We start from the raw sequence: 15,388 nt of genomic DNA on the forward strand, positions 1-15,388 counted from the left end.
TGGCAGAATATCGTGCAGTATGTCAGTAGCTGGCGGGGGCGCCGCCGCCGGCATCCTTCGCCGCCTGAACGTACTGCGCTGCCAGTGCTTCGGAGCCGCGGGCGAGGAGGGCGACGTCGGCCCCCACCAGGATGAAATTGGCGCCGTTGGCCAGGTAGTGCCGGGCCGTGTCCGGGTTGAACGCATTGACTCCGGCCGGTTTCCCGGCTGCCTGTGCCGCGGACAGGCAGTGTTCGACGGCGGCGCGCACCTCGGGGTGTTCCTGCTGTCCCAGCAGGCCCATCGAGGCTGCGAGGTCCGACGGGCCCACGAAGACCGCGTCGACGCCGTCGACCGCCAGGATGTTTTCCACGACGGCGACCGCGGCGCCGGATTCGATCTGCACGGTGACGCTGATGGTCTCGCCGGCGCGGGCCAGGTAGTCCGGGACCCGGTTCCAGCGTGCCGCGCGGGCCAGCGCGGACCCCACCCCGCGGACACCGTCGGGCGGGTAGCGGGTTGCGGCCACGGCGGCTTCCGCCTCAGTGGCCGAGTTGACCATGGGGATGAGCAGGTTCTGCACACCCAGGTCCAGGTACTGCTTAATCAGCACAGTGTCGTTGACCGGCGGCCGCACCACGGTGTGCACGGGGTAGCCGTGGATGGCCTGGAGTTGGGCGAGGATGGATTCGAGGCCGTTGGGGCTGTGCTCTGCGTCCACGAGCAGCCAGTCCAGCCCGGACCCGGCGCAGAGTTCGGCGACCAGGGGGCTGCCGGAACATACCCACATCCCGGCCAGCGGCCGGCCTTCTTTGCCTTTTTGTGCAGCAAGTGCATCCCGGAAGGTGTCCTCTAGTCGAAACGGCATGTGACACTCCCCAGGGGTCCGTAGTCTGCGTGCACGGTGTCGCCCTTGTACACCCAGAGCGGGCGGGTGAAGGATCCGGCGAGGATGATGTCACCGGCCTGCAGGGAATCCCCGTGGGCGGCGATCTTGTTGGCGAGCCAGTGCACGCCGTTGGCCGGGTGGTCCAGGACCCCGGCGGCAACCCCAGTCTCCTCCACTGTCTGGTTTTTGTAGAGGATGGCGGAGACCCAGCGCAGGTCCACGGCGTCCGGCTTCACCGGGTTGCCGCCGATCACCATGGCACCCATGGCGGCGTTGTCCGAAATGGTGTCCACGATGGTCCGGCCCTCCATCTCAATCCTGGAATCGAGGATCTCGAGGGCCGGAACCACGTAGTCGGTGGCCTTCAGGACATCGAAGATCGTGACCCCGGGGCCCTTCAAACCGTCCTTCAACACGAAGGCCAGCTCCACCTCCACCCGCGGGTGCGTGTATCGGTCCCACTCCACCGAGCAGCCGGTCTCCAGCACCATGTCATCAAAAATGGCGCCATAGTCCGGCTCCGTGATGCCCGTGGCCGCCTGCATCGCCTTGGACGTGAGGCCGATCTTGCGCCCCACCAAGGTCCGGCCGGCCTCCTCGTTCCGCCGCCGCCACAACTGCTGCACCGCGTAGGAGTCCTCCACCGTCATCTCCGGGTACCGGGCCGTCAGGCGCGGGACGGGCTTCCGGTTCCGGCCGGCTTGCACCAGCTCGTCGGCAATGGCCTCGATGGTCCTGTCATCCAGCATGGCTACAGCTGCGCCCCAAGCTTGAAACCTGTCCGGTCCCCCTCGGGGGCGCCGTCCTTCCGTGTATAGGAGAAGCCGTCGGCGCCGACGGTGACGGCCATTTCGCTCTTTTCCTCCCGGACGATGACCGGCTGGGGGTTGCCGTCCAGGTCCAGGACCAGGGAGGCCTCGGTGTACCAGGACGGGACCACGGGGTTGCCCCACCAGTCGCGGCGCTGGTTGTCATGGACGTCCCACGTGATGGTGGGGTTGTCCGGATCGCCGGTGTAGTAGTCCTGCGTGTAGATCTCCACGCGGTGCCCGTCCGGATCCAGGATGTAGAGGTAGAACGCGTTGGAGACGCCGTGCCGGCCGGGGCCGCGTTCAATGCGGTCGCTGATGCGCAGGGCGCCCATCTTGTCGCAGATCTGGATGATGTTGTGCTTCTCGTGCGTGGCGAACGCGACATGGTGCATCCGCGGGCCGTTGCCGCCCGTCAGTGCAGTGTCATGGACGGTCTGCTTGCGGTGCATCCATGCGGCGTACGTGACGCCGTCGGAATCCTGGATGTCTTCGGAGACGCGGAAGCCGAGGTCCTCGAGGTATTTGCGGCCGCGGGGGACATCCGGGGTGACCTGGTTGAAGTGGTCCAGGCGGACCAGCTCACCGGCCGAATAGAGGTCATAGCGCTGGGTGAGGCGCTCCACGTGCTCCACCTCGTAGAAGAACTCGTAGGGGAAGCCCAGTGGATCCTCCACGCGGACGGAGTCGCCCACCCCCTTGGTGAAGCCATCCCTGCGGCGTTCAACCCGGCAGCCCAGCTCGCGGTAGTAGGCCTCGGCGGCGTCCACCTCGGCGGGAGACTTCACGCGGTAGGCGAAGGCTGCGACGGCGGCGATGGGTCCCTTGCGGAGCACCAGGTTGTGGTGGATGAACTCTTCCAGGGTGCGCAAGTAGATGGCGTTGTCGTCTTCCTCTGTGACGTGCAGCCCCAGCATGTCCACGTAGAAGGCGCGGGACTTGGCGAGGTCGGTGACCACGATCTCCATGTAGGCGCAGCGGACAATGTCCGGCGCCGGGGCCGTGGGGGTGGGAATGAAGTCGGTCATGGTGTTCTCTCTTCTTTGAGGAGGGGGGTGGCGGTTCAGGCGCCGAATTTGGGGGTGTGGACGGTACCGAGGGTGATGTGGACGGCCTGCTGGTCGGTGTAGAAATCGATGGAGCGGTAGCCGCCCTCGTGCCCGAGCCCGGAGGCCTTGACGCCGCCGAACGGGGTGCGCAGGTCACGGACGTTGTGGCTGTTCAGCCACACCATGCCGGCCTCCACGTTCTGCGAGAAGTTGTGCGCCCGGGTCAGGTTCTGCGTCCAGATGTAGGCGGCCAGCCCGTACTTGGTGTTGTTCGCCAGGGCGAGGGCCTCGTCGTCATTGTCAAACGGGGTGATGGCCACGACGGGTCCGAAGATCTCCTCCTGGAAGATCCGCGCATCCGGGGCGACGTCGGCGAACACCGTTGGGGCGATGTAGTTGCCTTCGGGCAGGTTCTCCGGGCGTCCGCCGCCGGCGAGCAGCCGGCCCTCGGACTTGCCGATCTCCACGTAGGAGGCCACCTTCTCGTAGTGCTCCGGGTGGACCAGGGCGCCCACCTCGGTCTTGGGGTCGTGCGGGTCGCCCACCACGATATTCTTGGCGCGGGCGGCGTACTTTTCGCAGAACTCGTCGTAGATGGCGCGCTCCACCAGGATGCGGGAGCCGGCGGTGCAGCGTTCGCCGTTGAGGGAGAAGACGCCGAACAGGGCGGAGTCGATCGCGGCGTCCAGGTCCGCGTCGGCGAACACCACGCAGGGGGACTTGCCGCCGAGTTCCATGGACAGGCCCTTGAGGTTGGCGGCGGCGTTCCGGAAGATGGTCTGTCCGGTGGTGGTCTCGCCCGTGAAGGAGATCAGCGGGACGTCCGGGTGCTTGACCAGGGCGTCGCCGGCTTCCTCGCCGAGGCCGTTGACCAGGTTGAACACGCCGTCCGGCAGGCCGGCGTCCTTGAAGATAGTGGCCCACAGGGACGCGGAAAGCGGAGTGAACTCTGCTGGTTTGAGCACCACCGTGTTACCGGTGGCCAGCGCCGGGGCGAGCTTCCAGGACTCGAGCATGAACGGGGTGTTCCAGGGGGTGATGAGGCCGGCGACGCCGATCGGCTTGCGGTTCACGTAGTTGATCTGGGAGCCGGGGACCTTCATGGCGTCGTCGAACTGGGCCACGATCAGGTCTGCGAAGAACCGGAAGTTCTCGGCAGCGCGCAGGGCCTGGCCTTTGGCCTGGGTGATGGGCAGCCCGGTGTCGAAGGTTTCCAGCTCGGCGAGCCGGGACTCCTGTGCCTCGACGGCGTCGGCGATTTTGTTCAGGACGCGGGCGCGTTCGCGGGGCTTCATCTTTGGCCAGGGGCCGTTGGTGAAGGCTTCCCGGGCGGCGGCGACGGCGAGGTCGATGTCCTCTTTCTGGCCGGCCGCGGCGGTGGCGTAGTTGGTGTTGGATACCGGGTCCAGGACGTCGAAGGTCTTGCCTCCCACGGAGTCAACGAACTTCCCGTTGATGTAGTGCTGGATGGAGGTGGGCAGGTCCTGCGGCACGAAATGGGTGCTGGGGGTTTCTACGGGAGACGTCATCATTGAGTCCTAACTTGTACGTTTACTGCTTGCTTTGTGCCAGGTAGGCGTCCAGGGTGGCGGAGCGGTGGAGGCGGGCGGCTTTCTCGATCTCGTCGGCGGTGGCGCCGGATTCAATGAGCTGGAGCAGCGCCTCGTGCTCGTTCACTGATTCGTGGGCGCGGCCGGGGACAAAGCGGAACGTGGAGGACCGCAGGGCTGCCAGCCGGTTCCAGCCGCGGTGGACCAGGTCCAGGATGTGAGGGTTGGGGCAGTGCTCGAAGAGGATGCTGTGGAAGTCCTGGTTCAGCTGCGTGAACCGGACCGGGTCAAAGTGGTGCAGACATTCACGCATCTCCTCGTTCACCGCACGGGCCCGGGCAATTGCCACGGAATCAACCAGCGGGGCGGACAGCGCGGTGGCGGCACCTTCCACGATGCTCAGGGTCTGCATGGTGTAGAGGTATTCCGTCGGATCGATGCCGGCCACGGTGGCGCCCACGTTGCGTTCAAACGTCACCAGGCCCTCGGCTTCGAGCCGGCGGATGGCTTCCCGGACCGGCACCACGCTGACCCCCAGGTCCTTGGCGATGCTCCCCAAAACCAGGCGGTAGCCGGGGGAGTAGGTGCCCTCGACAATGCGGGCCTTGACGGCCTGATAGGCCTGCTCGGACTTGCTCCCCGCAGCGGCCGCAGCGGAAGGTTCAGTCACCGTCTCAGTCATTCGGGTGGCCCGCCTCCGGGTCTGCAGTGCCCGCTTTCCACTCCCTATACCGTGCCTGCCAGGCGGCGTTCATGGGGTAGAGGCCGTCAACGCTGTTGCCCTGCTGGACCATTTCGAAGATGAAGGCTTCCTCCTGTTCCTGCCGGATGCAGTCCTCCGCCAGATCTTCGGCGATGGCCGGCGGGATCACCAGGATGCCGTCGGAGTCGGCCACGATGATGTCGCCGGGCTGGACGGTGGCGCCGCCGCAGGCGATGGTGATGTCCGTGTCCCACGGGACATGGCGGCGGCCCAGCACAGCGGGGTGCGGGTTGGCGAAGTAAGTGGGCATCTCCAGGCCGGCTACGGCGGTGTAGTCGCGGACGCCGCCGTCGGTAATGATCGCTGCCGCGCCGCGCACCTGGGCGCGCAGGGCCAGGATGTCGCCCACCGTCCCGGTGCCCTTCTCGCCGCGGGCCTCCATGACCAGGACTTCGCCGTCGTTGACGGAATCGATGGCGCGCTTTTGGGCGTTGAAGCCGCCGCCGTGGGTCTTGAAGAGGTCTTCCCGGTTGGGGACGTAGCGCAGTGTCCGGGCCAGGCCCACCACCTTGCGGTCGGGGCGGGTGGCCTGCAGTCCGTCGATGCTGACGTTGTCCATCCCGCGCTTCCGGAGCTGCGAGGACAGGGTGGCCGTCGCAACGCTTTCGAGCTTGGCTTTCAGCTCCGGGGAGAGCGCGGGGGCGAGGGCGGGAAGCCCGGCCGCTTCGCGGGAACCGTACGCCTCCTCACGCTGCAGGTCATCAACTTTGGGGCCGGCACCAAAGTCTGCGAACGGCGTCGCGCCTTCCTCAACGGTGGTGACCAGGCGCCCGGTGGTGAGGCCGCCGTCGAGCGTGCTTACTTCCACTTCCAGCACGTCGCCGGGCCTGGCCACGGAGGCGCCGGCGGGCGTTCCGGTAAGGATGATGTCCCCTTCCTCGAGGGTGAGGAGCTGGGACAGGTCGGCCACAAGCCGGGCAAACGGGAAGAGCAGGTCCTCGGTGGTGTCGTCCTGGACCAGCTCGCCGTTATGCCAGGTGCGGATGCTCAGGCGGGAGGGGTCGACGGCGTCTGCCGGAATCAGTGCCGGGCCCACGGGCGTGAAGCCGTCGCCACCCTTGGAACGCAGATTGGAACCCTTGTCCGCCCAGCGCAGGTCATACACGCCCAGGTCATTGCTGGCCGTCACGGCAGCCACATGGCTCCAGGCGTCCTCGAGGCTGACGCGCCGGGCGGCCTTGCCGATAACCAGGGCGACTTCGCCTTCATAGCCGAGCAGTTCGCAGCCCGCAGGACGTTCCACGGCGCCGCCGTTCACAGCGAGCGACGACGACGGTTTCAGGAAGTAGGACGGCTGGGCCGGGGTGCGCCCCCGCTGGGCTGCGCGGCTGGGGTAGTTGATGTGCACCGCCACCACCTTGCCGGCCGCCGCCAGGGTGTCTCCGTTGACCTGCTCCACAGCTTCTCCTTGCGAGGTACGAAATCGTATACGATCACTATCGCCCCGTTGCGCGCCGCGCGTCAACCCCGAATTTGCAGGCCTCCTGAGCGCCCTTGTAGTCCGCGTCACAGGTGGCGTACTGTGGTGCTCAATCGCACAGCTTTCTTATATGGAAACTGAAGTTCTATTATCGAACACCCTTTCGGCCGAACACCCACACAACGAAGTGAGGAATCCCGTGCAGTTCCACCACCACGGCTACGTATCCGGAGACCCGCGGGTCAAGCCTGCAGCCGGCGTCGGCATCAACCGTCCTGCCGAGCTCCCGGACGAGGTTGACGTGCTCATTGTCGGGACCGGGCCCGCCGGTATGCTTGCCGCCGCGCAGCTTTCGCAGTTCCCCAACGTGACCACCCGCATCGTCGAGCGCCGGGAGGGACGGCTCCCCATCGGCCAGGCTGACGGAATCCAGGCCCGCAGCGTTGAGACCTTCCAGGCGTTCGGGTTCGCCGAGCGCATCATTGCCGAGGCGTACCGGATCACCGAGATGGCGTTCTGGAAGCCGGACCCCGCGGACCACTCCCGCATCGTCCGGGCCGCCCGCGCCGTGGACGACGAGATGGGAATCAGCGAGTTCCCGCACCTGATCGTCAACCAGGCCCGGGTCCTTGACTACTTCGCGGAGTTCATGGCCAACTCGCCCACCCGTATGGCGCCGGACTACGGCTACGAGTTCCGCGGCCTTGAGGTCACCGGCCAGGGCGAGTATCCCGTGACCGTAACGCTCGCGCACGCCTCCGGGGCGAACGAGGGCGAGGAGCGGGTGGTCCGCGCCAAGTACGTCATCGGGGCGGACGGCGCGCGGAGCAAGGTCCGGGACGCGATCGGCTGCCACCTTGCCGGCGATGCCGCCAACCACGCCTGGGGCGTCATGGACGTCCTGGCGGTCACGGACTTCCCGGACATCCGCACCAAGTGCGCCATCCAGGGCGAGAAGGGCAGCATCCTGCTGATCCCGCGCGAGGGCGGCTTCCTCTTCCGCATGTACGTGGACCTTGGCGTGGTCGATCCGGACAACAAGGGTGCGGTGCGCGCCACCACCATCGAGCAGATCATCCACCAGGCCAACGAGATCCTCCACCCCTACACCCTTGATGTCCGGAACGTGGCATGGCACAGCGTGTACGAGGTGGGACACCGCCTGACGGACAGGTTCGACGACGTCCTGCCGGACCAGCGCGGCACGCGGACGCCGCGGGTGTTCATCACGGGCGACGCCTGCCACACCCACAGTGCGAAGGCGGGGCAGGGAATGAACGTCTCGATGCAGGACGGTTTCAACCTGGCCTGGAAGCTGGGGCACGTCCTGGAAGGCCGCAGCCCGGAAAGCCTGCTGTCCACCTACTCGGAGGAGCGGCAGGTGGTGGCGAAAAACCTCATCGACTTCGACAAAGAGTGGTCCACCATGATGGCCAAGAAGCCCGAGGAGTTCGAGAACCCCTCCGATCTCGAGGACTTCTACGTCAGTACCGCCGAGTTCCCGGCCGGCTTCATGACGCAGTACACGCCCTCGCTCATTGTCGGCAGCCCGGACCACCAGGACCTGGCCGCAGGTTTTCCAGTGGGCAAGCGGTTCAAGTCGGCCCCCGTGGTACGGGTGGGCGACACCAACCCCATCCACCTGGGCCACCACGCCACGGCGGACGGCCGGTGGCGGATCTACGTCTTCGCCGATCCCGCGCTTCCGGGCTCAGGGTCTGCCACGGACAAACTTGCCGCATGGCTCGCGGAGGCGAGGGAATCGCCGCTGGCCGTAACGCCGTCGGACGCTGATCCTGACGCGTGGTTCGACGTGAAGGTGGTCTACCAGCAGCCCCACACGGAGCTTGACATCAACGCAGTGCCGGCGGTTTTCAAGCCGCAGGTGGGCCCGTTCAGGCTGACGGACTACGAGAAGGTCTATGGCACCGACCCCAAGGCTGACATCTTCGAGCTGCGGGGCCTGGACCGCGGGGGTGTTGTGGTGGTGGTGCGGCCGGACCAGTACGTGGCGAACGTCCTGCCGCTGACGGCCACCACCGAAATGGCGGAGTTCTTCGGGCCGCTCCTCAAAAGCCGTCCGGCCGGTCAGCCGTTGACGGTCTGACCCGTCCGGTATTCGGCAGCGGCGTAGACGCCCAGGATCCGCACCTCCGTGGTGAAAAAGTCCAGCTCCTCGAGGGCCAGCTTCAGCGGCAGGTCCTCGGGGTGGCCCTCGACGTCGGCCATGAACATGGTGGCGGCAAACTCGTTGCCCACCATGTAGCTTTCCAGCCGCGTCATGTTCACCCCGTTCGTCGCGAAGCCGCCCAGTGCCTTGTACAGGGCTGAGGGGACGTTGCGGACGCGGAACACGAAGCTGGTGACTGCCGGTCCGGAGAGCTCATCGCGGGCCGGCAGCTCCTTCTCCCGGGCCAGGACTACAAAGCGCGTGGTGTTGGAGGGGTCGTCCTCAACCCGGGAGGCCAGGACGTCCAGGCCGTAGATCTGCGCGGCCAGCGGCGGCGCCAGGGACAGTTTGCGCGGATCGTTCCACTCGGCCACTTCCCTTGCGGACCCTGCGGTGTCGCCGGCGATGACGGGCTTGAGGCCGTGCTCGCGGATGAGCTTCCGGCACTGGCCCAGGGCGTGGATGTGGCTGTGCACCTCCGTGGCGCCCTCGATGGTGCTGCCAGGGATGCCCAGCAGGTCGAAGTGGATGGGCAGGAAGAACTCCCCCACGATCTGCAGGTTGGACTGAGGCAGCAGGATGTGGATGTCCGCCACCCGCCCGGCAATGGAGTTCTCGATGGGAATCATGGCCAGCTCCGCCTCGCCGCTGGCCACGAGTTCAAACGCGTCCTCGAAGCTCGCGCAGGGCACGCTTTCCATGTCCGGGAACATCTGCTTGCACGCGATATTGGAGTTGGCGCCGGGCTCACCCTGGTACGCAATCTTCTGGGCCATGATCCGTATGGTTTCACGTCCCGTGCCTGCCCGCCCAACTAGGTAGCGCTAAGTGTCGTTTTGGGCGGTCAAAACGACACTTAGCGCTACCTAGTTGGGAAGGGGCGGGGTTAAACGGGGGTGACGCGCAGCCAGAGGTACTGGCGGGGGAGGAGCGTGACGCCCTCGTCCAGCTGCAGCGCGGCTTCGGAGAGAAGGTCGACGGCGGCGCCTGAGAAACCGGAGAAGGTTTCGGCGGGCAGGGTCTGGGGTTCGTCGCTGAAGTTGGCGAGGGCCAGGATTCTCGTCTCCCCGCCGTCGGCCGCACTTGCCGGCCGCTGGTAGGCCAGGACGCTCCGGTTGTGGGTACCGAAATCGAGGAGCGTTGTTCCCGCAAGTTCAGGAGCAGCGCCGCGGACCTCGATCATCCGCTTCAGGGCCGCGTACACCGCACCCTCCGGCGTGGAAACATCGTGCCGCCGGGCGTACTGCTCCTCCGGATAGTGGGGCCGGTGCACCCAGCGGCTGTCGGCGTCGTGCCCTTCCTCTTTCGCATACCCGTAGTCGTTGAGCTGCCCCACTTCGTCGCCGAGGTACAGCAGGGGGATGCCGCCGGTGCTGAAGGCCACCGAGTGGGCCAGGAGGATCCGCTCCACCGCCTCAGCCGGGTCCACCTCCATGCCGCACAGTGACGCCGTCGTCCCTGAAATGCGGCAGTCGCCGGTCTTGGGGTTGTCCTGGAACGGCACGCCGCGGGCGAAGCTGCCGGGGAAGCGGTTGACGTAGAAGGAGTTCAGGAAGCGGCGGTGGTCGAAGCCGTTGATGCCCAGCTCGGCGGCGTCCTCGTCCGCGAACGTCCAGCCGATGTCGTCGTGGCTGCGGACGTAGTTCACCCAGGAGGTGCCGTCCGGGATGTTGTGCCGCCGCTCCAGCGCCTGGGCCAAAAGCGAGGCGTCCCGGGTGGCCAGGGATTCCCAGATCAGCGCCATCTGCAGCGGGTTGTAGGAGAGCTGGCATTCGGCGGGGTCGATGTAGAGCGCCACCTCGTCCGGATGCACGATTGCCTCGGACTTGAACAGCAGCGACGGCGCGGCGAGCCGGCACACCGCGTTGAAGGCCTGCAGAAGGACATGCGCCTCGGGCAGGTTCTCGCAGGGGGTGCCCAGCTGCTTCCAGATGAAGGCCACCGCGTCCATCCGCAGGATGTCCACGCCCTGGTTGGCCAGGAACAGCATTTCCCCGGCCATCGCCCGGAACACGTCCGGGTTGGAGTAGTTCAGGTCCCACTGGTACGTGTGGAAGGTGGCCCACACCCAGCGGCCGTCCTCCATGTGGACGAAGGACCCAGGGTGGTTCTCCGGGAAGATCTCGCGCACGTTCTGCTCGAAGGCGTCCGGCATGGTCCGGTCCGGGTAAATCCAGTAGTAGTCGCTGTACTTCGGGTCGCCGGCAGCGGCCCGCCTGGCCCACTCGTGCTCGTCGGAGGTGTGGTTGAAGATGAAGTCCACCACCAGGCTGATGCCGTGGCCGCGGAACTCAGCCGCGAGGTTGCGGAGCTGTTCCATGGTGCCCAGCTTCGGGTTGACCTGGCGGTAGCTCGAAACCGCGTACCCGCCGTCGGAGTGTGGCTCCGGAGCAAGGAACAGCGGCATCAGGTGCAGGTAGGTCAGGCCCAGTTCCTTGAAATACGGGATCTGGGTTCGGAGCCCGTCCAGGCTGTCCGCATACCGATCCACGTAGCAGACGCCGCCCAGCATGGTGTTGGACAGGAACCAGTTGCTGTCTGCTTCCCGCTGGGCGTCCAGGGCCTTCAGGTCGGCGGGGCGCTCCTGCCACGAGCGGGCGCTCTCCACCACCAGGGCAATGAGCTGGTCCAGCCAGTCCTGCCGGGGTTCGTACAGGGACCGGAACAGGCGGTACAGGTCCGGGAAGTGCGCGTCGAACCTCCGCCGGAAGTCAGGATCCGCGGTGAGGTCCGCCTGCGCGAGAGCATCGAGGACGTGCTGCCGCACCGTTTCGTCCACCATGACGGAATCCTGCATTGAAAACCCCTTCCGGACCACCAGCCGGCGGATCCGGCAGGGACTGGTTACGGCAGTATGCCACGGCGGCTAGCGCCGTGCGTCCCGTGGCAGGGCGGCCAGCGTGCCGGGTTTATCCGCTGCGCGCCATTCGCCCGCAGTCCGCCGCCGGGCCAGTACCCCCGCGGCAAGGAACAGAAGCCCAAGGAGGCCGGCGGCGCCGGCGGCAACCTGGGCGCTGTGCGGCCAGAGCCCGGCCATTCCCAGGAAGGCCGGCACCGTGGCGGTCACTTGGCTTGCCAGGACCAGTGCCCAGCCCATGAAGTGGTCCAGCCCGCTCCTGCCCAGGGCCAGGGAGGCGAACATGAAACCCCAGAGCACCGCCCACGCCAGCCACAGCACGGCGAGCAGGGGATCGGCATGAAGCCAGAAGAAAGCAAGCAGCACGGCAACGAACGCAACCATCCCGCAGAACCAGCCCAGGCCCTTCGACCCAAGGTCCAGCAGGGTGTCCAGGCCCCCATAGGTGTAGGTCAGCCCGAACAGGAGGATCCCGGCGGCCGTTGGCGCCGCGCCGGCCGCACCGCCCAGGGACAGCACGACGGCGCCGAGCGCCAGCTGCACGGTTCCCACCACCAGGCCCAGGACGGCTGCGTCGCGGCGGGGCAGGTGCCCCAGGATGGCGAGACCATTGACCAGCAGCGCCGCACCGGAGAGGAGGAGGCAGACGTACGGCATCAGGACGCCCCTGTGCCTGCGAAGACAATCACTGAAAGTCTCATAGAGTGGAATGTTTTTGTCACAATACGGAGAATAGGGCATTGTTTTGGGGGTGGCCTAACAGTGCCCGGTCGTAATTGGTTAGGTTGAAACGTAAACTGTTTGGGACGATGCCGCCCTCCGTGCGGCAGTTCCGGATTACGCCCACGGTAAGGAAAAGTTCATGGATGCACGGCTGGAGGCCATCAGGGACACAGTCCTGGCCCGAAACCCCGGTGAAACGGAGTTCCATCAGGCAGTAGTCGAGGTCTTTGAAAGCCTGGGGCCCGTCCATGACAGGCACCCCGAGTTCCTTGAGGCCGCCATCCTGGAGCGGCTCTGCGAACCGGAGCGCCAGATCATTTTCCGTGTCCCCTGGACCGATGACGCCGGCCGGGTGCAGATCAACCGCGGTTTCCGGGTGGAATTCAACTCGGCGCTGGGCCCGTACAAAGGCGGCCTGCGGTTCCACCCCTCGGTCTACCTGGGCATCGTCAAGTTCCTGGGCTTTGAACAGATCTTCAAGAACGCCCTCACCGGCATGCCCATCGGCGGCGGCAAGGGCGGCTCGGACTTCGACCCCCGCGGCCGCAGCGATGGCGAGGTGATGCGGTTCTGCCAGTCCTTCATGACCGAGCTGTACCGGCACATCGGCGAATACACCGACGTCCCGGCCGGCGACATCGGTGTGGGCGGGCGGGAGATCGGGTACCTCTTCGGCCAGTACAAGCGCATCACCAACCGCTACGAATCCGGCGTCCTCACCGGAAAGGGCATTTCCTGGGGCGGATCCCTGGTCCGGCCTGAAGCCACCGGCTTCGGAACGGTCATCTTCACCCAGGAGATGCTGAAGACCCGCGGAGCATCATTTGACGGCCAGCGCGTGGTGGTCTCTGGTTCCGGAAACGTGGCCATCAACGCGATCGCCAAGGCCCAATCCCTGGGTGCAACCGCGGTGGCGTGCTCCGATTCCTCCGGCTACGTGGTGGATGAGGCGGGCATCGACGTCGCGCTTCTCCGCGAAGTCAAGGAAGTGGAACGCGGCCGCCTCAAGGACTACGCCGAACGCCGCGCCGGCGTCTCCTACGTGGAGGGCGGCTCCGTCTGGGATGTGGACGCCTCCGTGGCGCTGCCCTGCGCCACGCAGAACGAGCTCGACGGCGATGCTGCCGCCCGGCTGGTGCGCAACGGGCTCATTGCGATCGGGGAAGGCGCCAACATGCCGTCCACCCGCGAGGCCGTGTCAGTCTTCCAGGACGCCGGCGTGCTTTTTGGCCCCGGCAAGGCGGCAAACGCCGGCGGGGTGGCCACCTCTGCGCTGGAAATGCAGCAGAACGCCAGCCGTGATTCGTGGTCCTTCGAGCACACTGAGGAGCGGCTCACGGAGATCATGGTGGGCATCCACCACCGGTGCGCCTCCACGGCCGACGAGTACGGTGACCCGGGCAACTACGTTCTCGGCGCCAACATCGGCGGGTTCGTGAAGGTGGCCGACGCGATGCTGGCACAGGGCCTGATCTAGGAGGGTGCAACGGCAGCATTCCCCGCCGTCCTGCGGGGAGCGACCGTTAGTTCCGCCACGCGTTCCAGGCGAGGGTTGAGGTTGTCGCCTCCCTCCACGACGCCCCGCTGCCACCACAGCTTCAGCCCCTCCGGCACCACTTCAAGGCAGGCCAGGTTGTTGTCGAACCATGGGCCTTTGATCCCGGACCAGCGGAACGGCGGGTCCGGGACCTTGGCTGAGCGCGCGGCCAACGCTCCGATGGGCGTGGCCAGGCCGTAGGACATCACGGCCCCGAAGGACCGCATCACCCGCGGGAGTGGATTACGGATGGGCGAGCAGACGGCTTGGATGATGCGGCTGCCCGCAGTCCTCTCCACCTCGGAGACGTAGGAAAAATGCACGTCCCCGGACAGGAAGGTGACACTGTCCGGGGCAGGTCCGCGGCCGCCGTCGGCCACGTCCTCAGCCATCGCGGCAACCCGCCGGAAGCTCTCCTGGAAGGCGCCCCAGTGCTCCAGGTCCACGGCCTGGCGCAGTTTTTCGCCGAACCGCGCCGGAATCTTCCCCCACGCGCCTTCGGAGACTGCCTCGTCCCAGGCCTCAAGGTGGTGCAGGCCCATGGGCAGGAGGAACGGCAGGGACGTTGCCACCAGCAGGTGCCGGAAACCGCCGCGCATCCGGGCGTCCAGCCAGTCCATCTCCGCATCATCCAGCAGGGCGCGGTGCTCCGGGTCCAGGTTCCGGGCAGCCCTGGAATCAACCACGAGCAGCCGGGTGTCGCCAAAGTCGCGGCAGAAACTCCACCGGTAGGTTTCGGGATCCTGGTCGGCCCGTTCGGCGAAACTGTCCAATTCAGTGCTGATGTCTGGTTCGCTGTCCCCGCGGTGGGAGGTAATCTTTTGCCAGATCACATCCGCGGCCCGCTCCTGCGGGGACAGGTTTCCCAGGTGCTGGTACACCCAGTAGGACGCAAGGCCCGCCACGATCCGTCCGTGCCACCAGTCCGTGTCCTCCATGGCCTCCCGCCAGCTCCGCGACGCGTTCCAGTCGTCACGGATGTCATGGTCGTCGAAGATCATGGCACTCGGCAGGGTGGACAGCAGCCACCGGTTGGCGGGGTCGGACCAGGCCAGGTTGTAGAGGTGCGCGTATTCCTCAAAATCCTTGAGCTCCTCGCCGGGAGGCTCCGTGATGTCCCGCCGGGCTTTGATGAACTCCTGCATCTGTTCGCTGGTGGAATCGGCGTAAACCTGGTCCCCGAGGAACGCCACCAGGTCCGGCCAGGGCTCCTTGCCGCCGGAGCTCATCTCCAGGGCGTAGGCCCGCAGGGCGTCCACGCCGTGGCTCCGGTTTCCGGACCCGTCGTGCGGGACGCTGGTGCGGCAGGAACCAAAGGCCAGGCGCAGCGGCTTGCCGGGTTTGAGGGTGGCGATCACCGGCGGCAGGAACCCCGTCCCGGGCTCAGGCCACACCGGTACTCCGTTGACTGCCACCGTGTAGGGAGTTACGGATCCCGGCTCCAGCCCGTCCACTTCCACGAGCGCGTAGTGGTGGCCGTGGACGGCGAAGGTCCGGGCTTCCCACTGCCCGGCCCCGGCGGCCACCGTCACACGGGCGTTGTCCCGGGTTTCCACCCAGATGCTCGCCGAGGTCTGGTCCACGTACCGCATCATGGGGCCTAGCACCAGCTCTGGGGTAGTCATCTCTCAGTTGTACCTGC

Annotated in this window: 12 protein-coding genes; 2 read left to right on the forward strand and 10 right to left on the reverse strand. The window is 66.5% G+C overall.

The genetic code is table 11. The features are described 5' to 3' along the window. Positions 1 to 22: 22 nt before the first annotated feature. From IEX43_RS14685 to IEX43_RS14710, 6 genes are read right to left on the reverse strand one after another with little or no spacing between them, the layout of a single operon-like run. On the reverse strand, positions 23 to 847 hold the full coding sequence (locus tag IEX43_RS14685; protein WP_188812099.1) for an HpcH/HpaI aldolase family protein: 825 nt from the start codon (positions 845 to 847) through the stop codon (positions 23 to 25). Next, a complete protein-coding gene (gene hpaH, locus IEX43_RS14690; RefSeq protein WP_188812100.1) occupies positions 832 to 1,617 on the reverse strand; it encodes a 2-oxo-hept-4-ene-1,7-dioate hydratase in 786 nt (261 codons plus the stop codon). Before hpaH ends, IEX43_RS14685 begins: the two co-directional genes overlap by 16 nt. 2 nt (positions 1,618 to 1,619) lie before the next feature. Beyond that, positions 1,620 to 2,705, reverse strand: a complete 1,086-nt coding sequence (hpaD, locus tag IEX43_RS14695) for a 3,4-dihydroxyphenylacetate 2,3-dioxygenase (protein ID WP_188812102.1) — start codon at positions 2,703 to 2,705, stop codon at positions 1,620 to 1,622. 35 nt (positions 2,706 to 2,740) lie between these two features. Next, entirely contained in the window at positions 2,741 to 4,255 is a 1,515-nt protein-coding gene (hpaE, locus tag IEX43_RS14700; RefSeq protein ID WP_188812104.1) for a 5-carboxymethyl-2-hydroxymuconate semialdehyde dehydrogenase, read from the reverse strand. A 22-nt stretch (positions 4,256 to 4,277) separates the two neighbouring features. Continuing rightward, on the reverse strand, positions 4,278 to 4,958 hold the full coding sequence (locus tag IEX43_RS14705; protein WP_188812106.1) for a GntR family transcriptional regulator: 681 nt from the start codon (positions 4,956 to 4,958) through the stop codon (positions 4,278 to 4,280). Continuing rightward, positions 4,951 to 6,438 carry a fumarylacetoacetate hydrolase family protein gene (locus IEX43_RS14710; RefSeq protein ID WP_188812108.1) on the reverse strand — a complete coding sequence of 496 codons (1,488 nt, stop codon included), beginning with the start codon at positions 6,436 to 6,438 and terminating at the stop codon, positions 4,951 to 4,953. Before IEX43_RS14710 ends, IEX43_RS14705 begins: the two co-directional genes overlap by 8 nt. Before the next feature lie 220 nt (positions 6,439 to 6,658). Between IEX43_RS14710 and IEX43_RS14715 the strand changes: the two genes are divergently transcribed. Then, positions 6,659 to 8,566: an FAD-binding monooxygenase gene (locus IEX43_RS14715; protein WP_188812110.1), complete on the forward strand. Its 1,908-nt coding sequence runs from the start codon at positions 6,659 to 6,661 to the stop codon at positions 8,564 to 8,566. On the opposite strand, the gene IEX43_RS14720 is transcribed toward IEX43_RS14715, so the two are convergent. The 3 genes from IEX43_RS14720 to IEX43_RS14730 all read right to left on the reverse strand — a co-directional run bounded on the left by IEX43_RS14720 (position 8,548) and on the right by IEX43_RS14730 (position 12,143). Next, complete coding sequence (locus tag IEX43_RS14720; RefSeq protein ID WP_188812112.1) at positions 8,548 to 9,405, reverse strand: prephenate dehydratase; 858 nt, start codon at positions 9,403 to 9,405, stop codon at positions 8,548 to 8,550. The two genes, IEX43_RS14715 and IEX43_RS14720, sit on opposite strands and share 19 nt — an antisense overlap. Positions 9,406 to 9,515: 110 nt before the next feature. After that, positions 9,516 to 11,426 carry an alpha-amylase family glycosyl hydrolase gene (locus IEX43_RS14725; protein ID WP_188812114.1) on the reverse strand — a complete coding sequence of 637 codons (1,911 nt, stop codon included), beginning with the start codon at positions 11,424 to 11,426 and terminating at the stop codon, positions 9,516 to 9,518. 69 nt (positions 11,427 to 11,495) lie between these two features. Further along, positions 11,496 to 12,143, reverse strand: a complete 648-nt coding sequence (locus IEX43_RS14730) for an AmiS/UreI family transporter (RefSeq protein WP_188812116.1) — start codon at positions 12,141 to 12,143, stop codon at positions 11,496 to 11,498. 205 nt (positions 12,144 to 12,348) lie between these two features. On the opposite strand from IEX43_RS14730, the gene gdhA reads away from it, so the two are divergent. Beyond that, positions 12,349 to 13,686, forward strand: coding sequence for an NADP-specific glutamate dehydrogenase (gdhA, locus tag IEX43_RS14735; RefSeq protein WP_188812118.1), 1,338 nt, complete (start codon positions 12,349 to 12,351; stop codon positions 13,684 to 13,686). Here gdhA and IEX43_RS14740 read toward each other — a convergent pair. Beyond that, positions 13,683 to 15,371, reverse strand: coding sequence for an alkaline phosphatase D family protein (locus tag IEX43_RS14740; RefSeq protein WP_188812120.1), 1,689 nt, complete (start codon positions 15,369 to 15,371; stop codon positions 13,683 to 13,685). The genes gdhA and IEX43_RS14740 overlap by 4 nt on opposite strands. Positions 15,372 to 15,388: the final 17 nt, after the last annotated feature.

The sequence above is a fragment of the Pseudarthrobacter polychromogenes genome (assembly GCF_014644495.1).
GTDB lineage: Bacteria > Actinomycetota > Actinomycetes > Actinomycetales > Micrococcaceae > Arthrobacter > Arthrobacter polychromogenes.